We start from the raw sequence: 22,076 nt of genomic DNA on the forward strand, positions 1-22,076 counted from the left end.
ATGGGAGGCCCCGATTTGGCCGTGGGGCGGCCCACGCCGGTAACCTGAAGCATTCTCTGGAAGCATCTCGCTTCGTCGCCCGTCGTCGTAATGAAGAGAGCACCGTGGCCGCCGACAAGATCGACACCATCGTCAGCCTGAGCAAGCGCCGTGGCTTCGTATTCCCCTGCAGTGAGATCTACGGCGGTCAGCGCGCCGCCTGGGACTACGGTCCGCTGGGTGTCGAGCTCAAGGAGAACCTCAAGCGCCAGTGGTGGCGCTACATGGTCACCTCGCGCGAGGACGTCGTCGGTCTCGACTCCTCCGTGATCCTGGCCCCCGAGGTCTGGGTGGCCTCCGGTCACGTCGCCACCTTCACGGACCCGCTGACCGAGTGCACCTCCTGCCACAAGCGGTTCCGCGCGGACCACCTGGAGGAGGAGTACGAGGAGAAGAAGGGCCGCGCGCCGGAGAACGGCCTGGCCGACCTCAACTGCCCCAACTGCGGCAACAAGGGCACCTTCACCGAGCCCAAGCAGTTCTCCGGTCTGCTCTCCACCCACCTCGGCCCGACCCAGGACAGCGGCTCCGTCGCCTACCTGCGGCCCGAGACCGCCCAGGGCATCTTCACCAACTTCGCCCAGGTGCAGACCACTTCGCGCCGCAAGCCGCCGTTCGGCATCGCCCAGATGGGCAAGTCCTTCCGCAACGAGATCACGCCCGGCAACTTCATCTTCCGCACCCGCGAGTTCGAGCAGATGGAGATGGAGTTCTTCGTCAAGCCGGGCGAGGACGAGAAGTGGCAGGAGTACTGGATGGAGCAGCGCTGGAACTGGTACACCGGTCTCGGCCTGCGCGAGGAGAACATGCGGTGGTACGAGCACCCGCAGGAGAAGCTCTCCCACTACTCCAAGCGCACCGCCGACATCGAGTACCGCTTCCGGTTCGGCGGCAGTGAGTGGGGCGAGCTGGAGGGCGTCGCCAACCGGACCGACTACGACCTCTCCTCGCACGCCAAGGCCTCCGGCCAGGACCTCTCCTACTACGACCAGGAGGCCCAGGAGCGCTGGACGCCGTACGTCATCGAGCCGGCGGCCGGTGTCGGGCGCGCGATGCTCGCCTTCCTGCTCGACGCGTACATCGAGGACGAGGCGCCGAACGCCAAGGGCAAGCTGGAGAAGCGCACGGTGCTGCGGCTCGACCCGCGGCTGTCCCCGGTGAAGGTCGCGGTGCTTCCGCTGTCCCGCAACCCGGAGCTGTCGCCGAAGGCGAAGGGGCTGGCGCAGGCGCTGCGGCAGCACTGGAACATCGAGTTCGACGACGCGGGCGCGATCGGGCGCCGGTACCGGCGTCAGGACGAGATCGGAACGCCGTTCTGCGTGACCGTCGACTTCGACACGCTGGACGACAACGCGGTGACCGTGCGGGAGCGGGACACCATGAAGCAGGAGCGCGTGTCGCTGGACCAGATCGAGGGGTACCTCGCTTCGAGGCTCGTCGGCTGCTGAACGTCCGTTCCGGTTGCCGTACCAGGGGGCTCCGCCCCCTGGACCCCCGGGACCTGTGCCCACCCCCACCCGACTCGGTCGGGAGGGGGTGGGCGTTTCGGCGTTTCAGGGGACCCGGATCACAGGTTCAGGGGGCCGGATCACAGGTTCAGCCCCCGGCTAGCGGCCCTGCAGGGACTTCACGTTGTCGCCGAAGGTCCAGTTCTTCGAGCCGTCCCAGTTGAGGGACCAGGTCATCAGGCCCTGGAGGGAGCCGTTGTAGTGGTTCCAGGCCTGGGAGACCAGGGACGGTGACATGTGGCCGCCGCCCGCGCCGGGCTGGGCGGGCAGGCCGCGTTGAGGACGTTTTGACCTGCTCCTCGGGCTGAAGCCCGAGGATTCTGGCCTTCTCGACCGGGTGCTGTGCCGCTACGCAGCGCAGGTATCGGTCGGGAATCCGTGGCTTCCTGTTTCTTCGCGCTGTGCCGGGATTGCTCCTGGTCTTACCGGCGCTCCGCAGGCCGATGCCGCCAGTCCGGCGGCCTGTTTGATGTTGATCGCGGCGTTGTGGTCCCGGTCGTGGACGGTGCCGCAGGCGGTGCAGGTCCATTCCCGCACGTCGAGGGGTTTGGGCCCCTCCACGGTGCCGCAGGTGGAGCAGGTCTGGGAGGTCGGTTCGAACCGGCCGATCATGATCAGGGTGCGCCCGTACCGCTTCGCCTTGTACGTGAGCATGCCGACGAACGAGGACCATCCGGCGTCGTGCACGGACTTGGCCAGCCGGGTGCGGGCCAGTCCCGCCACTGACAGGTCTTCCACGGCGATTCCTTGGTTCTCGGAGATCAGCTTCGTGGAGAGCTGGTGGTGGAACTCGCGGCGCGCGTCGGCGACCTTCGTATGAGCGCGGGCGACCTTCAGGCGGGCCTTGTCACGGTTCTTCGATCCCCTCTGTTTGCGGGACAGTTCCCGCTGGGCCTTCTTCAGCTTCTTCTCCGCGCGCCGCAGGAAACGCGGTGAGTCGATCTCCGTGCCGTCGGACAGGACGGCAAAGTGGGTGAGGCCGAGGTCGATCCCGATGGTGTGGTCGGTTGCGGGCATGCTCGCCTGGTCGGCGGCGGGGTCGGTGACGATGACGAAGGAGGCGAAATACCGCCCGGCCGCATCCTTGATCATGGTGACGGACGACGGCGTGGAGGGCAGGGTCCGGGACCATTTCACCTTCACCGCGCCGATCTTCGGGAGGCTCAACCGGCCGCTGCCGGTGATGCACCAGCGGGCGTTGGCGGTGAATCGGACCGACTGCCGGGCATCCTTGCGTGACTTGAAGCGGGGCGCGCCGACCTTCGGTCCCTTGCGGGTGCCCTTGAGGGAGGCGAAGAAGGTTCGGTACGCGGCCTCGGCGTCCCGCAGGGCCTGCTGGAGCACCACCGCGGACACCTCGCCCAGCCAGGACCGCTCAGCTGTCCGCTTAGCTTCGGTGATCAGCTTCCGGGACAGCGCCGCCGCCGTCGGGAACGGCAGACCGGATCTGCGGGCGTCCTCGCGGGCGCGGACCGCGTCGTTGAACACGACCCGGGCACACCCGAAAGCCCGCGCCAACGCGATGCGTTGACCGGCATCCGGGTACACCCGAAACGCGTACCGAAGCTGCATACGAGGATCGTACGAACAAGCCGTGCCAGTCGTAACCGGGAACGCATGTTCCCCACCTCGCCCGCCGGTGTCAGCACTGTCCTACTCTGCCGGAACAAACGGGGCGCTGATGCAGTCGCTCGTCAGGCGATCGTCCGGGGGAGGCGCAGGCTCAGCAGGCCGGTCAGGGCCACCCCCGCCAACTGGACCAGCAGCGTCGTCAGCAGGGCGTCCCGCATGCCCATCCCCGGGATCAGCGCCAGGAACAGGGTGCCCAGGGTGGCCACGCCCAGGGCCAGGGACGACTGCTGGGTGGTGACCATGACACCGCTGCCCACACCGGCACGTTCGGCGGGCACCTCCGAGAGGACCAGCCGGAGGACGACCGGGAGCTGGAGTGCCTGGCCCGCACCCGCGACCGCCGCGCCCGGCAGGAGTTCGACCAGGCCCAGGTCGGGCCAGGAACGCCATGCGGCCAGCGTCATCAGGGCCAGGCCCACGCCTTGGAGGGCGGCGCCGGCGGGCACGACACGCGTGCCGTAGCGGGCGACCAGGCGGGGGCCGGCGAGGGAGAAGAGGAAGAACACCACGGCGAGCGGGGCCAGCGCCAGACCCGCGGCCACCGGGCCCAGGCCCGCGCCCTGCTGCAGTGCCACCGCGATGACGAACATGAAGCCGCTGAAGCCGATCGAGAACGGCACGATGAGCAGGAGGCCGCGGCGCAGGGACACGATCGCGAACAGGCTCGGCGGGACCAGCGGCGTACGGCCCGCGCGGTCGGCCCGGCGCTCCACCGCGTAGAACGCCGCCGCGACGAAGGGGAACGACGCCAGCGACAGCCACGTCCACAGCGGCCAGCCCGCCGCCCGGCCCTCGGTCAGCGGGACCAGCAGGGTCAGGATCGAGGCGGCCAGCAGGAAGGTGCCGGGCACGTCCACCGGCTCGGGGCGCGCGGAGCGGGTCTCCGGAACCGCGCGGGCGGCGAGGAAGAGGCCCACGAGGACGACCGGGACGTTCACCAGGAAGACGGAACGCCAGCCGGTGCCCGCGATGTCGGCGGCCACCAGGACGCCGCCCAGGATCTGGCCGGCCACCATCGACAGCCCGGCGGTCGCCCCGTACAGGCCCATGGCCTTCGCGCGCCGGGGACCGGTCGTGGTCGCCTGGATGGTCGCCAGCACCTGGGGCAGCATCGCGGCGGCCGAGGCGCCCTGCGCCACCCGTGCCGCCACCAGCGACCAGGCGTCCGGCGCCAGGCCGCAGGCCAGCGAGGTCAGTCCGAAGGCCGCCATGCCGCCCAGGAACAGGCGGCGCCGGCCGAAGAGGTCGCCGAGCCGGCCGCCGAGGACCAGCAGGACGGCGTACGCCACCCCGTAGCCGGCGACGACCAGTTCCAGGACCGCCTCGCTCGCGGAGAGGTCCGTGCCGATGGTGGGCAGGGCGACGTTGACGATGAAGAAGTCGACGAGCGGGAGTGCCGCGGCCAGCAGCACCGTGAAGAGCCCGAGGCCGCCGAGCGCGGCCGGCGCTCCGGGGGCGGCCGTACGGACGGGACGTGAAGTGATGGTTTCGGTCACGTGGTCGAGCCTGCGACCGTCGCCAGGGTGGTACCAGAGTCTCCTTATGCTGGTAGTAGAAGTACCTGGCAACAGGGTCCCGGGCGCGGCACCCTGGGAGGCATGACGACGATGACGGGTCAGGAGACGGCGGTCCAGTCCCCGCCCCGGGACAGCGGCTCGGAGATCCGGCGGCACGAACTCGCCGCCTTCCTGCGCAGCCGCCGCGAACGCATCGCCCCCGAGCAGGTCGGGCTGCCCCGCGGACGCCGCCGCCGGACACCGGGGCTGCGGCGCGAGGAGGTCGCCCAGCTCTCGGCCGTCGGCGTCACCTGGTACACCTGGCTGGAGCAGGCCCGGGACATCCAGGTCTCCGTGCAGGTCCTCGACGCCCTCGCCCGCGCCCTGCTGCTCGACCCGACCGAGCGCGCCCACCTCTTCCGGCTCGCGGGGTCCGTCGACCCGACGCCCGCGACGGTCTGCCCGGCCATCACACCGGCGGTGCGCGCCCTGCTGGAGCAGTTCGAGCCCTACCCGGCGTGTGTGCAGAACAGCCGGTACGACATCCTCGCCCACAACCGGACGTACGGGCTGCTGCTGTGCGACCTGGACGCGGTGCCGCCCGAGGACCGCAACTGCATGGTCCTCTGCTTCACCAACGAGGACTGGCGGTCCGCCATCGTCCATCTGGAGGAGACCCAGCGGCTGATGGCGGCCAGGTTCCGCGCCACCATGGCCGGTCATCTCGCCGAGCCCGCCTGGAAGATGCTGCTCAAGCGGCTGCGCACCCAGTCCCCCGAGTTCCGCGAGGCCTGGGAGCGGTACGAGGTCGTCGCGCACCGCGGCAAGCGCAAGGAGTTCCTCAACCGGCACGTCGGCCGCATCCGCGTCGACCACACCGACCTGTGGCTCGGTCCGGAGCCCGGCCCCCGGATGGTGACGTACGCACCGGCCGACGAGGTCTCCCGGGAGCGGCTGGAGCGGCTGCACGCGATCGCCCTGGAGCGGGAGCCGACTCCGTCGGGATGAGCGCCCGAAGTGCGGGAACCCGCGGAAATGCGGAAGGTGATGTTCCCGGGGTTTCCCAGGGGCTCGACGGTCCTGGGTTCCCACAGCACGGACAGGGCGAGGACGAACAGTCATGGCTGAGCAGAAGTCGGCGCGGACCCTCCCGCGGCCGTTGCACGCGGCCGCTTCGGCGGTGCGGAAGGTGCCGGGTGCCGGCACGGTGGGCAGGGCCGCCGAGGGCGCGCTGGACAGGATCGGAGCGGTGTCGCCGCGCGGGCGGCGTGTGCTCGTCTACACGGGCGCCGGGGTGGCGGGTGTCGCCGGGCTGGTGGAGTGGCCGGTGGCGGTCACCGGGGCGGCGGTGGCCTGGCTGACGCAGTCACGCGGGCGGGACGGGAAGAACGGGAACGGGAGCGCGTCGCGGGGTGCCGACGGCACGAAGACGGCCCGCACGACGCCGGCCGGGAAGACCACCGCCAGGGCGGCCGCGACGAAGACGGCCGCGACGAAGACGGCCGCGACGAAGACGGCCGCGACGAAGACGGCCGCGGCGAAGCGGGCCACCGGCGCGAAGAGGACCGCCGCCACGTCCGCCGGAGCCAAGTCGACGGCCGCCGAATCCACGACCGGCAAGTCCGCCGCCGCGAAGAAGTCCGCCGCGAAGAAGTCCGCCGCCAAGAAGTCCCCCGCGAGGAAGACCGCGTCCCCCACTCGGAGCAAGAGCCAGTCGGGGACCAAGGCGTCCTCCAGCCGGCCCTCCACCACGGGTGGGAGCCGCAGCCGCAAGACGGCCGCCGCGTCGCGCACCCGCAAGTCCGGCTGAGGGAGAGCGATGGCCGGCGGACTGCTGACGCGTTCCCAGGACGCCGTCACGGGATTCGTGCTGGCCGGCCCCCGGCTGCTCGCGCGCGGCACCGCGCCCGCGGTGGGCGCCGCGGCCGGGGCGGCGGCGGGCACCGCACGGGCCGGTGTGCGCGGCGCCGACTTCGCGGCGCGGGCGGCACGGGTGGCCCGCGCGGCGCTGCCCGGCGGATCGCGGGACTGGCGGGCCGGGCCCCGCGTCCACCTCGCGCTCCGGCCGGCCGCCACGGACGAGGTGCGCCGGGCGGGCGGTACGGAACGGGTGGGCCGGCGGGTGGCGGCGGCCCTGGCCGAGCACCCGGACGTCCTGCTCGCCTACTGGGACACCGGCCTCGCCAGACTGGTGGTGACGGCGGCCGAGGACACGCTTACCGACCGCGTCGTGGACCACGCCACCGCACTGGCCGAACGCCATGGACTCACCCGGGCGGACCATCCCGCCGCCACCGGTCCGGACGGCCCGGGCGACCTGGTGGACGAGACGGACCACCCCGGCGACCCGGCACCGGTGCGGGTCGCGGCGGCCGCGCTCGGGGCCGACATGCTGGGCATCGCCGCCGCCGTGACCGGCGCGCGGCTGCGGCTGCCGGCCTCGCCCCGCCTGGTCACCGCCGTGGCGACGCTGCTGCGCGAGAACCCGGCCTTCCGCGCCTGGCTGCGCGCGCGGCTCGGCGACCACGGCATGGACCTGGCCCTCGCCGCCGCCAACGCGGCCGTCCACGGCGCCGGGCAGAGTCCCACCTCGCTGGTGCTCGACGGGGCGCTGCGCGCCTGCCAGTTGACGGAGGCGGTGGCGCGGGGGGCCGCCTTCGAGGTCGTGCACGACCAGTTGTGCGTCCCCGGCCGGGGCAGCCTGCCCGCCGGGGGTGCCCTGCGCCCCCCGCCGCGCACCTCCCCCGCCCAGGACTACGCCGCCCACGCCTCGGCGGGCAGCGTGGCGGGCGCCGCCGCGACCCTGCTCGTCAAGCACGACGTGGCGGAGGCGGCGGAGGCGGTGCTCGCCGGCTCGCCCAAGGCCGCGCGCTACGGGCCCGCCGCCTTCCACGCCGTACTGAGCGCCGCGCTGTCCCGCACCGGCGTGCTCGTGCGCGACCCCGGGCGGCTGCGGCAGCTGGAGATGGCCCGCACGGTCGTACTGCACCCCAGCGCGCTGCGGGTGCCGGACGCGGGCGCCGACCCGTGGACCGAGGACGTGCTGGACGCGGCGCGGCGCGCGGGACTGCGCGTGGTCATGGTCGAGGACCCCGCGCTGGCCGACTTCACCGGCCTCGCCGACCAGGTCGTCGCCGCCGGACGCCCGCTCGCGGACGTCGTGGCCGCACTGCGCGACGAGGGCGGCGTCATCACCGTCGTACGGCCGCTGCCCGGCGCCGACGCGAGCGTGGCGGACGGACTGCTTGCCGGGGACGTGGCCGTCGCGCTGGCCGACGCCGACTGCCCGGTGGCCTGGGGCGCGGACGTGCTCGCGCCGCAGGGCCTGGCCGACGTGTGGCGGGTGCTGCGGGCGGTGCCGGTGGCGCGTGCGGTCGGGCGCCGGTCGCAGACGCTGGCCCGGTCCGGGGCCGCGCTGTCCGGGCTGCTGGTGGCCGTCGGCGAGGCGCGCGGCAGGAGCCGGGGCGGGGTGTCGTCGCTCCTCGGGATGCGGCACGCGCCGGTGGACGCGAGCGCGGCGCTGGCCCTGCTGTCCGGGACGCGGGCCGCGCTCGGCGTGGCGATGGCCCGTGCCCCGCATCCCCGGCCCCGGGTGGCGTGGCACGCGCTGGACCCCGACGCCGTACGGGAGCGGCTGGAGCGGGAACGCGAACCCGAGCCGACCGTCGTGGAACAGGCCGCCGCCCGGCTGCGGGCGGCCGCCGACCGGGCGGGCCGGGTGCCCGTGCTGGCCCCCGTCCGCTGGTCGTGGCAGCTGGCCCGGGCCGTACGCGGGGAGCTGGACGACCCGCTCACCCCGGTACTGGCGGTCGGCTCGGCCGCCTCCGCGATCCTCGGGTCGGTGGTCGACGCGCTGCTCGTGGTCGGCGCCCTCGACCTGAACGCCCTGGTCGGCGGCTTCCAACGGCTGCGCGCGGAGCGGGCGTTGTCCGGTCTGCTGGCGGAGCAGAAGCAGAAGGCCCGCCTGGCGGAGGAACCCGGGCCGGGCAAGGGGCACGCCGGCGGCGGCGCGGCCGGGGAGTACGGCGCCGTCGGGCGGCCCGGTGACGGCTCGCGGGAGACCGGGCGGGCAGCCGCGTCGGAGGGGCGGCTCTCCGACACCGGTGCGGAGTCCGCGTCCGAGGGCGAGCCGTGGATCGTGGACGCCGCCAAGCTGCACCCCGGCCACGTGATCGAGCTGAAGGCCGACGACGTCGTGCCCGCCGACGCGCGGCTGCTGTGGGAGGACGGCCTGGAGGTGGACGAGTCCGCGCTGACCGGTGAGTCGCTGCCGGTGGACAAGTGCGTCGACCCGGCGCCCCGCGCCCCGGTGGCGGAGCGGTACTGCATGGTCTTCGAGGGCACGACCGTGGTGGCCGGGCGGGCCCGGGCCGTCGTCGTCGACACCGGGGACCACACGGAGGCGGCGCGCGCGGTCGCGCTGGCGGCCCGTACGCCGTCGGCGGCCGGAGTGCAGGCGCGGCTCCAGGAGCTGACCCGCAAGGCGCTGCCGCTCACCCTGGCGGGCGGGGCCGCGGTGACCGGTCTCTCGCTGCTGCGCGGGGCGCCGATCCGGCAGGCCGTCGCCGGTGGCGTGTCGGTGGCGGTGGCCGCCGTGCCCGAGGGGCTGCCGCTGGTGGCGACGGTGGCGCAGCTCGCGGCGGCCCGCCGGCTGAGCCGCCGGGGCGTCCTGGTGCGCACCCCGCGCACGCTGGAGGCGCTCGGCCGGATGGACACCGTCTGCTTCGACAAGACGGGCACCCTCACCGAGAACAAGCTGCGCTTGTCGCGCGTCGCGGGTCCCGACGGCACGGTCCGCCGCGCGGGCGACCCGGAGTCCGCCGACGCCGTACGGACCGCCGCGCGCGCCTGCCCCCGGCTGAACGGCGACGGAGCCCGGCCCACCCACGCCACCGACGAGGCGATCCTGGACGCGGCCGGGGACGACCCGGGCTGGACGCAGGAGGAGGGCCTGCCCTTCGAGACCTCCCGGGGCTACGCGGCCGCCGTCGGACGCGAGAGGGGGACCGGCCCCGCGGTGCTGGTGGTCAAGGGCGCCCCGGAGACGGTGCTGCCCGCCTGCGCCGGACTGCCCGCGGGCACCACCGAGGTGGCGCAGCGCCTCGCCCGCGACGGGCTGCGCATCATCGCGGTGGCGCGGCGGACCCTGGCGAAGGGCGAGAAGGCGGCCGACGTCCTCGAACAGCCGCCCGTGCGGCTGGAGTTCACGGGGCTGCTGGCGCTCGCCGACGTGGCCCGCGAGACCTCCCCGGCGCTGGTGCGGGGGCTGCGCGAGGCGGGGGTGCGGCCCGTGGTGCTGACCGGCGACCATCCGCAGACCGCCCGTGCCATCGCCGTCGACCTGGGCTGGCCCGAGGACGCGGTCGTGGTCACCGGCGACGAACTCGCCGCCGCCGACCGCACCGCGCGCTCCCGGATGCTGCGCGACGCGGACGTCGTGGCCCGGGTGGCACCCGAGCAGAAGCTCCAGGTCGTCGAGTCGCTGCGGGACGCCGGGCGGGTCGTCGGCATGGTCGGCGACGGCGCCAACGACGCCGCCGCGATCCGGGCCGCCGACATCGGCGTCGGCATCAGCGCCCGCGGCTCGGCCGCCGCCCGCAACGCCGCCGACCTGGTGGTGACGGGCGACGACCTGCTGGTCCTCGTGGAGGCGGTCCGGGAGGGCCGGGCGCTGTGGCACAGCGTCGCCGACGCCATCGCCATCCTGATCGGCGGCAACGCGGGCGAGGTCGGCTTCGGCATCCTCGGCACGGTGCTGGGCGGGGCCGCCCCGCTGTCCACCCGACAGATGCTGCTGGTCAACCTGTTCACCGACCTGTTCCCGGCGATGGCCGTCGCGGTGACCAAGACGGGCGACGCGGAGCAGGAGGCCGCCGACGCGGGCGCGCCGCTCGGTACGGCGGTGCTGGGCGAGCCCCTCATCCGGCAGATCCGGCACCGGGCCCTGACCACGGCCCTCGGGGCGACGGCGGCCTGGCTGCTGGGCCGCTTCACGCCGGGCACGGAACGGCGTTCGACGACCATGGCGCTGTGCGCGGTCGTCGGCACCCAGCTCGCCCAGACCCTCGCCGACCGCCGCGACAGCCGCCTGGTCCAGGTCACCTCCCTCGGCTCCGCCGCCGCCCTGGTCGTCCTGGTCCAGACCCCGGGCGCCAGCCGCCTCTTCGGCTGCACCCCGCTCGGCCCGGTCGCGTGGACGTGCGTGGCCGCCGCGATCACGCTGGCACTGGCGGGACAGCGGGCGCTGCCGGGGATCGAGGACGCGGTGATGAAGTACTGGCCGAAGGTGGCGGAGCGGCTGCCGCAGACGGTGCGGTGAGGCGCGGCCTCGGCCTGTGGGGACCCCGGCGGCGCGGGGCCGGAAGGCCCGGTACACGGTGTCGCCGCCGGGCTCCGCGCCGTCGGCGCCGGTGACGGAGACCGGCGCCGGCCCGGCCGCCGCGGCGAGCCTCTCGCAGTCCGTCCCGCGGTACCAGTGCAGCGCCCGGGCCCGTTCCACGACGGTGCCGTCCTCGCCCGGGCGGCGTTCGCAGCGCGGCACGGCTGGAATTCCTCCCCGCGCCCCGCGCCTTCACGTCCCCGCCCGGGCCGCCTCCCGCACCTCCGGCGACTCCAGGCGCTCGGCCGTCCGCTCCGCCGTGCGGTGGGCCCAGCGGCCGCTGGTGACGGCGCCGAGGACGAGGACCGCGAGGCCGCAGGCGGCCAGGATCCACCAGCCGGGGCGGGCGGCGGAGACGAAGGTGTCGCGGTACGACGACGCGCCCACGCCCGCCGCCAGCACCGCGCCGACCACCGCGACGCCGAGGGTCTGGCCCAGTTGGCGGCTGGTGGAGGCGACGGCGGCCGCGACCCCGGCCTGGGCGCGCGGCATGCCGGAGACGGCGGTGTTGGTGATGGGCGCGTTGACGAAGCCGAAGCCGATGCCGAACAGGACGTAGCCGAGGAAGAGGGTGAGGTCGGACGTCTCGGCCTCGAAGGCGGCGAAGAGGGTCCCGCTCACGGTCAGCGCCCCGCCCGCGATCAGCAGCGGCAGGCGCGGCCCCCGGCTGCCGACCAGCCGCCCGGACAGCGGGGCGCACAGGAAGGTCGGCACGGCCATCGGCAGCATCCACAGGCCGGCCTCCAGGGCGCTGAGCCCGCGCACGTTCTGCAGGTACAGCGTGGAAAGGAACAGGAAGCCGCCCAGCGCGGCGAAGGCGCTGATCGCGATGACGGTGGCCCCGCTGAACGGCGCCGACCGGAAGAAGCGCAGCTCGATGAGGGGGTCGGTGCGGCGCGGCTCGTGCACCAGCAGGCCGGTCAGCGCGGCGAGCGCCAGGACGGCGAAGGGGAGCACGCTGGTGAACCCGGCGTTCGGCGCCTCGATGATCGCGTACGTCAGGGAGCCGAACAGCACGATCACCATCAGCTGGCCCAGCGGGTCGGGGCGGCGGGCCTTGGGCGCGCGGGACTCGGGGACGAAGCGGAGGGTGAGGAGGAGGGCGGCCAGGCCCACCGGCAGGTTGACCCAGAAGATCGAGCGCCAGCCGACCGACTCCACGAGCAGCCCGCCCACCAGCGGCCCCGCGGCCATGGATATGCCGACCACCGCGCCCCAGACGCCGATCGCCCGGGCCCGTTCGCGCGGGTCGGTGAAGGTGTTGGTGATGATCGACATGGCGACCGGGTTGAGCATCGAACCGCCCACCGCCTGCATCATCCGGAAGACGACCAGCGAGGACAGGCCGGGCGCCAGCGAGCACAGCAGCGAGCCGAGGGTGAAGATCACCAGACCGGTCATGAAGACCCGTTTGCGGCCGATCCGGTCGGCGGTGGAGCCGGACAGCATCAGCAGCGCGGCCAGCACCAGCGTGTACGCGTCGATGGCCCACTGCAGGCCCGACGTGCTCGCGTGCAGGTCGCGCTGCATGGAGGGGAGGGCGACGTTGAGGATCGTGTTGTCGATACTCACGATCAGCAGGCTCATGCAGCAGATGGCGAGCACGAGCATGCGACGGCGATGGGTGAGCTCGGGCATGGACTCCAGCCTACGCCTATTTCGATAGTGCGTCTAACTAATGACCGATGCATGATCTTCGTCCACAGGGCGCGGCGAGCACCGTCCCGCGTGCGTGACAATGGGGGAATGTCCACGCTCACCACGCCCGCCCCCGACACCACCGCCGCGCCGCTGAAGGTCGGCCCGCACACCGTCGCCCCGCCCGTGGTGCTGGCCCCGATGGCCGGGATCACCAACGCGCCCTTCCGCACGCTGTGCAGGGAGTTCAGCGGGGGCAAGGGCCTGTTCGTGAGCGAGATGATCACCACGCGGGCGCTGGTCGAGCGCAACGAGAAGACCATGCAGCTGATCCACTTCGACGCGACCGAGACCCCGCGCTCGATCCAGCTCTACGGCGTCGACCCGGTGACCGTCGGCAAGGCCGTCCGCATGATCGCGGAGGAGGACCTGGCCGACCACATCGACCTGAACTTCGGCTGCCCGGTGCCCAAGGTGACCCGCAAGGGCGGCGGCTCGGCGCTGCCGTACAAGCGGAACCTGCTGCGCGCCATCGTCCGCGAGGCCGTCACCGGCGCCGGCGACCTGCCCGTCACGATGAAGATGCGCAAGGGCCTCGACGACGACCACCTGACCTACCTCGACGCCGGCCGCATCGCCGTCGAGGAGGGTGTCAGCGCCATCGCCCTGCACGGCCGCACCACCGCCCAGCACTACGGCGGCACCGCCGACTGGGACGCCATCGCCCGTCTCAAGGAGCACGTCCCGGAGATCCCCGTCCTCGGCAACGGCGACATCTGGTCCGCCGAGGACGCGCTGCGCATGGTCCGCGAGACCGGCTGCGACGGCGTCGTGGTCGGACGCGGGTGCCTGGGGCGGCCGTGGCTCTTCGCCGACCTGGTCGCCGCCTTCGAGGGCCGCACCGACTCCTTCGTACGGCCCACCCTGCGCGAGGTCGCCGACGTGATGGTCCGGCACGCCACCCTCCTCGGGGAGTGGATCGGCGACGAGGCGCGCGGCGTCATCGACTTCCGCAAGCACGTCGCCTGGTACCTCAAGGGCTTCGCCGTCGGCTCCGAGATGCGCAAGCGGCTCGCGATCACTTCCTCCCTGGAGGCCCTGCGCGCCGGACTGGACGAACTCGACCTCGACCAGCCCTGGCCCGCCGGCGCCGACGGCCCCCGCGGCCGCACCTCCGGCAACAACCGGGTGGTCCTGCCCGACGGCTGGCTCAAGGACCCGTACGACTGCGCGGGCGTCGGCGAGGACGCCGAGCTGGACACCTCCGGAGGCTGATCAGCCGCCCGAGCCGGTGGGGTGCGGCGTCGAGCCGTACGCCGTCAGGAAGCGGTCCCGGAAGGAACTCATCCGCCACACCGGGGCGTCCTTCGCCGGCTCCAGCCCCTCCGTCCAGTGCCAGTCGTCGATCGCGTCGAGCACCTCGGGGTCCTTCGCGACGATCGACACCGGGACGTCACGGCTCGCGTGGTTCCCGCTGACGCGGGCGAGCGGCTGGTGGTCGCCGAGGAAGACGAGGACGGTGTCGTCCGTGCCGTAGCGCTCCAGCCACTGGGTGAGGCTGGTGACCGAGTACTCGATCGACTTGCCGTACTCCTCCTTCGAGCGGGCGGAGTCGGTGATGACGTCGGACGCCTCCACGCCCGCCGCCTCGATGCCGTCGTACACCGAACCGTCGCCGACCTCGTCCCAGCCGACCATCCTCGGGATCGGCGCCCAGGGCTGGTGGCTGGAGGTGAGGATGACCTCCGCCATCAGCGGCCGCTCGCGCTCGCGGCCGTGCTCCAGCCGCTGGAACGCCTCCAGCGCGTACTGGTCCGGCATCGTCGACCAGCTGAACTTCGGCCCCCGGTAGCCCATGCCGAAGGCGTCGTACACCTTGTCCAGGCCGTACCAGTCGGCCTCCGGCCAGGCCTTCTGAACCCCGGGCATGATCCCGACCGTGTCCCAGTCGCCGGTCTTCTCGAACGCCTTGGTGAGGGTGAGGTGGTCGCCCGCGGTGACGGTGCGGTAGCGCTGCTGGTTGTCCACCCACAGGCCGGACAGGAAGGTTGAGTGGCCCAGCCAGCTGCTGCCGCCGTACGTCGCCGAGGTCAGCCAGCCGCTGCGGGCGTGGAAGCCCGCCTTCGCCAGCGCCTCGGTGCGCGCGTCCAGCGTCCGGCCGACACCCGGTGCCATCACCGGGTCCTCGACGGCGCTGCGGCCGTAGCTCTCGATGAACGCGAAGACCATGTCCTTGCCGCGCAGGTCCGGCACCAGCTGAGCACCGGGCGTGGCGCCGAAGCGGTCCGCCTTCGCCTCCTTCGCGAAGGCCGCCTCGTCCCGCAGCGTGTCCACCACCCGGTGCGCCTGCGCCTCGGCGGCCCGGGAGGCGCTCGTGGTGGCGAGCGGCACGCCGAAGGTCTGCACGCCCAGCGCCACGCAGGTCATCCACACGGTGGCCGCCATCAGCGCGCCCCGCGCCGCCCGCTCCCGGTGCGCGGCGAGCAGCTCGCCGAGCCGGACCGCCGCCAGTGCCATGAGCACCACCAGCCCCGCGGTCAGCGCGACGGCGCCCACGGCCGCCCAGGCCGCCGCCGTCCCGCCCATCGAGTCGGCGACGTAGGACTGGGCGTCGTCGAGCAGGCCCCAGTCCAGGACGAGGTTGAAACTGCGGCCCAGGTACTCCGTGAAGCCCATGTCGAGCAGGTTCAGCACGGTCAGCGCGCCGAGGGCGGTCCCGAACAGCGCCGCCGCCACCAGCCGCGGCACCCGGGGCAGGCAGAGCAGCAGCACCGCCGCGACGACCGCCTCCGCGGGGATCCGCGCGAAGCGGTTGGGCTCCAGGGCGACGAAGGTGTTGGGCAGCAGGAGGGCCCCGAGCACGAGAACGGCCGAAAGGGCCGTGGTGACCCGGCGGACGACGACGGCGGTGCGCCGGTGCCGGGTGCGCCAGGTACGCCAGTGGGCGAGCCGGGTCCTGAGGGTCTCCAGCGGGGCGGGACCGGGTGCGCCGGGGGATCCGGGGTCGTCGGGAGCGTCGTCGGGGGGCCGCTGCGACCGGCGGAAAGGCGTGATGACGGGCACCCGAAGGTCCTTCCGTACGAAACCCGGTGGACGGCGGGCCCCGGCGAGGGGGCCGGGGGCCCGCCGCCCTCTCGTACGTCCGGCGCGAGCGGTCCGTTCACCGGTCCGCATGGTGAAATCCGGCGGTCTGTGGCAGCGTGATTCTCGCCACCTCTGATAGGGGTAGCGCTCAGATGAGCGGATCTTGGGCGACTCCACTTCTCCAAGGTGTGGCACTGAGTGCCATACCTTGATCGTTCATCGATCGAACTCAGACGTGGAGAATGGCGCTCAAGTGAGCGCGCAATCAAGTGTTCATGCGTGCTTGCGTTCAAGAAGTGAAAACACAAGCGGCGGGTCGCTTGCCAAGCCTTGACTTTCGATCCGGTGGCGGACGAGTGGTTACAGGCGCACGACGCGCAGGTGGACGTACCGAGATGCCTTTGATCTGGGTACATTCCTCGCCGTCAGGGCAGCCACCGCGTCCTCGAGGAGTCGAGACCCGTGTCGGAAAACAAAGATCCCCAGGTAGCGAACGCGCCGAAGTTCGTTTACGACTTCACCGAGGGCAACAAGGACCTCAAGGACCTCCTCGGCGGCAAGGGCGCCAACCTCGCCGAGATGACCAACCTGGGTCTCCCGGTCCCTCCCGGCTTCACCATCACCACCGAGGCCTGCAAGACCTACCTGGACAGCGGCGAGGAGCCGGCGGCACTGCGTGACGAGGTGAGTGCGCACCTCGACGCCCTCGAGGCGAAGATGGGCAAGAAGCTCGGCCAGGCCGACGACCCGCTCCTCGTGTCGGTGCGCTCCGGGGCCAAGTTCTCCATGCCCGGCATGATGGACACCGTCCTCAACATCGGCCTGTCCGACAAGTCGGTGCAGGGCCTGGCCAAGCAGGCCGGCGACGACCGCTTCGCGTGGGACTCCTACCGCCGTCTGATCCAGATGTTCGGCAAGACCGTCCTCGGCGTCGACGGCGACCTCTTCGAGGAGGCGCTGGAGGCGGCGAAGGCGGCCAAGAAGGTCGCGGTCGACACCGAGCTGGAGGCCGCCGACCTCAAGAAGCTCGTCACCAAGTTCAAGAAGATCGTCAAGGCCGAGGCCGGCCGGGACTTCCCGCAGGACCCGCGCGAGCAGATGGACCTCGCCATCAAGGCGGTCTTCGACTCCTGGAACGGCGAGCGCGCCAAGCTCTACCGCCGCCAGGAGCGCATCCCGCACGACCTCGGCACCGCCGTCAACGTGTGCTCCATGGTCTTCGGCAACCTCGGCCCCGACTCCGGCACGGGTGTCGCGTTCACGAGGGACCCCGCCAGCGGCCACCAGGGCGTCTACGGCGACTACCTCCAGAACGCCCAGGGCGAGGACGTGGTCGCCGGCATCCGCAACACCGTCGCGCTGGCGGAGCTGGAGCAGATCGACAAGAAGTCGTACGACCAGCTGATGCAGATCATGGAGACGCTGGAGAACCACTACCTGGACCTGTGCGACATCGAGTTCACCATCGAGCGCGGCCAGCTGTGGATGCTCCAGACCCGCGTGGGCAAGCGCACCGCGGGCGCCGCCTTCCGCATCGCCACCCAGCTCGTCGACCAGGGCCTGATCGACGAGGCGGAGGCCCTCCAGCGGGTCAACGGCGCCCAGCTCGCCCAGCTGATGTTCCCCCGCTTCGACGAGGAGGCCAAGGTCGAGCAGGTCGGCCGGGGCATCGCCGCCTCGCCCGGCGCGGCCGTCGGCAAGGCCGTCTTCGACTCGTACACCGCCGTCAAGTGGTCCCGCTCCGGCGAGAAGGTCATCCTGATCCGCCGCGAGACCAACCCCGACGACCTGGACGGCATGATCGCCGCCGAGGGCATCCTGACCTCGCGCGGCGGCAAGACCTCCCACGCGGCCGTCGTCGCGCGCGGCATGGGCAAGACCTGTGTCTGCGGCGCCGAGGAGCTGGAGGTCGACACCAAGCGCCGCCGGATGACCGTGCCCGGCGGGCACGTCGTCGAGGAGGGCGACGTCGTCTCCATCGACGGCTCCTCCGGCAAGGTCTACCTCGGCGAGGTGCCGGTCGTGCCCTCCCCGGTCGTCGAGTACTTCGAGGGCCGCATGCACGCGGGCGCCGAGGACGCCGACGAGCTGGTCGAGGCCGTGCACCGCATCATGGCCTTCGCCGACCGCAAGCGCCGGCTGCGGGTGCGCGCCAACGCCGACAACGCGGAGGACGCGCTGCGCGCGCGGCGGTTCGGCGCCCAGGGCATCGGCCTGTGCCGCACCGAGCACATGTTCCTCGGCGACCGGCGCGAGCTGGTGGAGCGGCTGATCCTGGCCGACACGGAGGACGAGCGCGAGGAGTCCCTCAAGGCGCTGCTGCCGCTGCAGAAGCAGGACTTCGTCCAGCTCTTCGAGTCGATGGACGGACTGCCCGTCACCGTCCGCCTCCTCGACCCGCCGCTGCACGAGTTCCTGCCCGACATCACCGAGCTGTCGGTGCGCGTCGCGCTCGCCGAGTCCCGGCAGGAGCCGCACGAGAACGAGCTGCGCCTGCTCCAGGCCGTGCACCGGCTGCACGAGCAGAACCCGATGCTGGGCCTGCGCGGCGTCCGCCTCGGCCTGGCCATCCCCGGCCTGTTCACCATGCAGGTCCGCGCCATCGCCGAGGCCGCCGCCGAGCGCAAGGCGGCCAAGGGCGACCCGCGCGCCGAGATCATGATCCCGCTGGTCGGCACCGTCCAGGAGCTGGAGATCGTCCGCGAGGAGGCCGACCAGGTCATCGCCGAGGTCGAGGCCGCCACCGGCACGAAGCTCAAGCTGTCGATCGGCACGATGATCGAGCTGCCGCGTGCCGCGCTGACCGCCGGGCAGATCGCCGAGGCCGCGGAGTTCTTCTCCTTCGGCACCAACGACCTGACCCAGACCGTGTGGGGCTTCAGCCGCGACGACGTCGAGGCCAGCTTCTTCACGGCCTACCTGGAGAAGGGCATCTTCGGCGTCTCCCCGTTCGAGACCATCGACAAGGACGGCGTCGGCTCGCTGGTCGCCGCCGCCGCGAAGGCCGGCCGCGCAACCCGGCCCGACCTGAAGCTCGGCGTCTGCGGCGAGCACGGCGGCGACCCGGAGTCGGTCCACTTCTTCCACGAGGTGGGTCTGGACTACGTCTCCTGCTCCCCGTTCCGGATTCCGGTGGCCCGCCTGGAGGCCGGCCGGGCGGCGTCCAGGTCGAAGGGCAGCGACCACCGGTAACCCCTGAAAGGGGTCAAAAGGCCCCGGAGTCGCCGTCTGTCACCCGACCACCCTCACCGATCGGCGGCGGCTCCGGATCACGAGAAAAGGCGGCACCCGTGCGGGGGTGCCGCCTTTCGCGTGCCGTGCGGCCGCCTTTTGTGACACGTTCAACGGTGTGAATTCCTGTGGGCCGAGCAGCAGCAAGCTGTCAGCAGAGTTGGAGGGCCCTGGCAGGGGACAGCGGCCGACACCCGGAACGGTGGTTGGATGACGCAGACGGAGCACTGGGAAGCGGCCGGCACGACCCACCGGGACGGGGAGGGGGACAGACCCGCCGACGGGGTGCCCAGCCCCCGCACCGGGGCGCGGGAGCGGGTCCCCCAGGCCGGGCCGCCCGTCCGCAGGAACCGGCTCGCGGCGCTGGACGGCCTGCGGTTCCTGGCGGCCCTGTCGGTGGTCTTCTTCCACTTCGTCGGCCAGGTGCCCTCCACGATGGAGACCATCTGGGGCCGCCCCGTCGACACGGTCTTCCCCGAGGCCCACGGCTACTTCGCCTACGGCCGGCTCGGCGTCGAACTCTTCTTCCTGATCAGCGGCTTCGTCATCTGCATGAGCGCGTGGGGCCGCACCCCGCGCGACTTCTTCATCTCCCGCGTCACCCGGCTCTACCCCATGTACTGGGCGGCCATCGCGATCACGGCCTGCGTGATCTACTTCGCCGACAACCCCTTCGGGCACCCGCACCCGCGCGTGCTGTTCGCCAACCTGACGATGCTTCAGACGCCGCTCGGCGTGGAGCACCTGGACTCCGTCTACTGGACGCTCTGGCCCGAGCTGTGCTTCTACCTGACCTTCGCGGTCGTGGTGTGGAAAGGCCTGACCTACCAGCGCGTGGTGATCTACTGCGGGCTGTGGACCGTCGCCGCAGTCCTCGCGCCCAGCGCCGACATCCACCTGCTGACGCTGCTGGTGAACCCGCCGTCCGCCCCGTACTTCATCGCGGGCATGGCCTTCTACCTGATGTACCGCTACCGGCCCACCCCGCTGCTGTGGGGCATCGTCGCCATGTCGTGGCTGGTGGCGCTGCACTACCTGCTGACGCCCGACGGGGGCCGCCTCAACTGGGACCTCTGGCAGCCCGGCCGCGGCTGGCTGGTGCTGGTCGTCACGGTGTTCTTCCTGCTGATCGCCGCCGTCGCGCTCGGCTGGACCAGCCGCATCCGCTGGCGCGGACTGACCGCCGCGGGCACGCTGACCTTCCCGCTGTACCTGCTGCACGACGCCATCGGCGTCAACGTCCTGCACCGCTTCGGCGACCGGGCCGACCCGTGGACCCTGGTCTGCGTCACCGTCGCCGCGCTGGTCGCGCTGTCGTACGTGGTGCAGCGGTTCGTCGAGCGCCCGGTGGCCCGGGCCGCACGGCGCTGGCTGAGCAGCGCCGCCTTCAGCCTGAAGACACCGGAGCCCCGGCCCGGGACGCGGGAGCCCCGCCGCTGAACGGGCGGGGCTCCGGGGGCCCGTGACGCGGGGCCGGGCCGGTCGTCAGGCGGCGCCGCCGTCCCCGCGGCGCCGGCGCACGGCCAGCAGCAGTCCGCCGCCGGCGAGCACGACGACCGCGCCGCCCGCCGCGATGTACGGCGTGCTGTCGTCGCCGCCGGTCTCGGCCAGGTCGGTGCCCTCCTGCCCCGCGGCCTCGTCCCCGCCGTTCTTGCCGTTCCCGGAACCCGCGGCGTCGTCGGTCTCCTCGGTGCCCTTGTCGCTCGCCGGCACGAAGCCGGCCGGCGGCTTGTCGCAGCCGACGCCGTCCTTGTCGCGGTCCAGGTGCTCGCCGTAGTGCTCGTCACCCTTCTGGATGTTGGAGTACCCGGCGTCGTACGCCTCGGTGCAGTTCTTGAACGGGTGGGTGCCGTCGTGCGCCTGGGCGGCGGCAGCGGGCAGGGCGGCCAGGGCCAGCGCGGCGACGGTCACGGCGGCGGGCTTGCGGAGCAGCTTCATCGAGAGTCCCGGAAGTGGTGTCGTTGGTGCGGATGAACGGGATATGAAGTGACGAAGCTATTGAGGTGCGCGAGGTGTGGTGGAGATATGAAGGACTCGTGACGAGAACGTGACGTGACCGGACGGTAGCTCTCCGCTCAGAGCCGCCGGGCGCGTACCGTGAGACCGGTCCGACAGCGAAGGAGCCGCGGATGACCGGCTGGAACACGGGTGACATCCCCGACCAGGACGGGCGGGTCGCCGTCGTGACCGGTGCCAACGGCGGCCTCGGCTACGTCATCGCCCGGGAGCTGGCGCGCAAGGGCGCGACCGTCGTGCTCGCCTGCCGCAGCGAGGCGCGGGGGAGCATGGCCGTGGCACGCCTCCGCGGCGAGGTGCCCTCCGCCGCCGTGGAAGCGGCGCGGCTGGACCTCGGCGACCTGGGCTCGGTCCGGGAGTTCGCCTACGCGCTGCCGTACGAGCGGGTCGACCTGCTCGTCAACAACGCCGGGGTGATGGCGCTGCCCCACGGCACGACGGCGGACGGCTTCGAGACCCAGTTCGGCGTCAACCACCTGGGGCACTTCGCCCTCACCGGGCTGCTGCTGCCCTCCCTGCTCGCCGCGCCCGGCGCCCGGATCGTGACCGTCGCCAGCTTCCTGCACCTGCTGGCCAAGGTCGATCCGCGCGACCTCAACAGCGTGCGCCGGTACGGGCGCTGGACCGCCTACGCCCGCTCCAAGTCCGCCAACCTGCTCTTCACCCACGAACTGGCGCGCCGGCTCGCGGCCCGCGAGGACGCCTCGGACGTACGCGCGGTCGCCGCCCACCCGGGGTACGCCGAGACGGGGCTGCAGACCGCCGGGCCGCGTGCCGAGGGGCGCCGGCTCGCCGAGCACCTGGCGCGGCTCGGGAACCGGCTCGTCGCCCGGTCCCCGGAGGCCGGAGCGCTGCCCGTCCTGTACGCGGCGACCGCGCCCGGCGTCCCCTCGGACTCCTTCACCGGCCCGTCCTTCGCGATGTGGCGCGGGTCGCCCGCACCGGCCCGGCGGGCGTCCTGGACCACCGACGACACCATGGGGGAGCGGCTGTGGGCCGCCTCCGAGCGGCTGACCGGGGTCGTCTACGAGCCGCTGCTGCCCTGAGCCCGCC

At 72.8% G+C, this 22,076-nt stretch carries 13 protein-coding genes and 1 pseudogene; 8 read left to right on the top strand and 6 right to left on the bottom strand.

The features are described 5' to 3' along the window. Window positions 1-104: 104 nt before the first annotated feature. Window positions 105-1,487, top strand: coding sequence for a glycine--tRNA ligase (locus NI25_RS26615; RefSeq protein WP_061444858.1), 1,383 nt, complete (start codon window positions 105-107; stop codon window positions 1,485-1,487). A 159-nt stretch (window positions 1,488-1,646) separates the two neighbouring features. Here the strand turns inward: NI25_RS26615 and NI25_RS37935 are convergent. The 3 genes and pseudogenes from NI25_RS37935 to NI25_RS26625 all read right to left on the bottom strand — a co-directional run. Continuing rightward, window positions 1,647-1,820 (bottom strand): annotated as a pseudogene (locus tag NI25_RS37935) (chitinase); the annotation flags it as partial. A 75-nt stretch (window positions 1,821-1,895) separates the two neighbouring features. Next, window positions 1,896-3,119, bottom strand: a complete 1,224-nt coding sequence (locus tag NI25_RS26620) for an RNA-guided endonuclease InsQ/TnpB family protein (protein ID WP_061444859.1) — start codon at window positions 3,117-3,119, stop codon at window positions 1,896-1,898. A 122-nt stretch (window positions 3,120-3,241) separates the two neighbouring features. Next, window positions 3,242-4,675 carry an MFS transporter gene (locus tag NI25_RS26625; RefSeq protein ID WP_061444860.1) on the bottom strand — a complete coding sequence of 478 codons (1,434 nt, stop codon included), beginning with the start codon at window positions 4,673-4,675 and terminating at the stop codon, window positions 3,242-3,244. A 111-nt stretch (window positions 4,676-4,786) separates the two neighbouring features. On the opposite strand from NI25_RS26625, the gene NI25_RS26630 reads away from it, so the two are divergent. From NI25_RS26630 to NI25_RS26640, 3 genes are all read left to right on the top strand, one after another. Further along, window positions 4,787-5,683 carry a helix-turn-helix domain-containing protein gene (locus NI25_RS26630; protein WP_061447113.1) on the top strand — a complete coding sequence of 299 codons (897 nt, stop codon included), beginning with the start codon at window positions 4,787-4,789 and terminating at the stop codon, window positions 5,681-5,683. 112 nt (window positions 5,684-5,795) lie between these two features. Beyond that, complete coding sequence (locus NI25_RS40655) at window positions 5,796-6,485, top strand: hypothetical protein (protein WP_324610075.1); 690 nt, start codon at window positions 5,796-5,798, stop codon at window positions 6,483-6,485. A 9-nt stretch (window positions 6,486-6,494) separates the two neighbouring features. Then, window positions 6,495-10,994 (top strand): cation-translocating P-type ATPase, encoded by a 4,500-nt coding sequence (locus NI25_RS26640; protein ID WP_061444862.1) that lies wholly within the window; start codon window positions 6,495-6,497, stop codon window positions 10,992-10,994. Window positions 10,995-11,246: 252 nt separating this feature from the next. Here NI25_RS26640 and NI25_RS26645 read toward each other — a convergent pair whose 3' ends face one another. After that, window positions 11,247-12,692: an MFS transporter gene (locus NI25_RS26645; protein ID WP_061444863.1), complete on the bottom strand. Its 1,446-nt coding sequence runs from the start codon at window positions 12,690-12,692 to the stop codon at window positions 11,247-11,249. Window positions 12,693-12,800: 108 nt separating this feature from the next. Between NI25_RS26645 and dusB the strand changes: the two genes are divergently transcribed. After that, entirely contained in the window at window positions 12,801-13,967 is a 1,167-nt protein-coding gene (gene dusB, locus NI25_RS26650) for a tRNA dihydrouridine synthase DusB (protein ID WP_061444864.1), read from the top strand. Here dusB and NI25_RS26655 read toward each other — a convergent pair whose 3' ends face one another. Next, window positions 13,968-15,755 (bottom strand): hypothetical protein, encoded by a 1,788-nt coding sequence (locus tag NI25_RS26655; protein ID WP_061444865.1) that lies wholly within the window; start codon window positions 15,753-15,755, stop codon window positions 13,968-13,970. A 483-nt stretch (window positions 15,756-16,238) separates the two neighbouring features. Between NI25_RS26655 and ppdK the strand changes: the two genes are divergently transcribed. Next, entirely contained in the window at window positions 16,239-18,968 is a 2,730-nt protein-coding gene (gene ppdK / locus NI25_RS26660) for a pyruvate, phosphate dikinase (RefSeq protein ID WP_061444866.1), read from the top strand. Window positions 18,969-19,217: 249 nt separating this feature from the next. Next, entirely contained in the window at window positions 19,218-20,447 is a 1,230-nt protein-coding gene (locus NI25_RS26665; protein ID WP_061444867.1) for an acyltransferase family protein, read from the top strand. Window positions 20,448-20,492: 45 nt separating this feature from the next. On the opposite strand, the gene NI25_RS26670 is transcribed toward NI25_RS26665, so the two are convergent. Next, entirely contained in the window at window positions 20,493-20,945 is a 453-nt protein-coding gene (locus NI25_RS26670) for an excalibur calcium-binding domain-containing protein (RefSeq protein ID WP_061444868.1), read from the bottom strand. 191 nt (window positions 20,946-21,136) lie between these two features. Between NI25_RS26670 and NI25_RS26675 the strand changes: the two genes are divergently transcribed. Continuing rightward, window positions 21,137-22,069 carry an oxidoreductase gene (locus NI25_RS26675; protein WP_061444869.1) on the top strand — a complete coding sequence of 311 codons (933 nt, stop codon included), beginning with the start codon at window positions 21,137-21,139 and terminating at the stop codon, window positions 22,067-22,069. The last annotated feature ends 7 nt before the right edge of the window (window positions 22,070-22,076 follow it).

It is taken from the genome of Streptomyces sp. CCM_MD2014, assembly GCF_000772045.1.
Classification (GTDB): Bacteria; Actinomycetota; Actinomycetes; order Streptomycetales; family Streptomycetaceae; genus Streptomyces; species Streptomyces salinarius.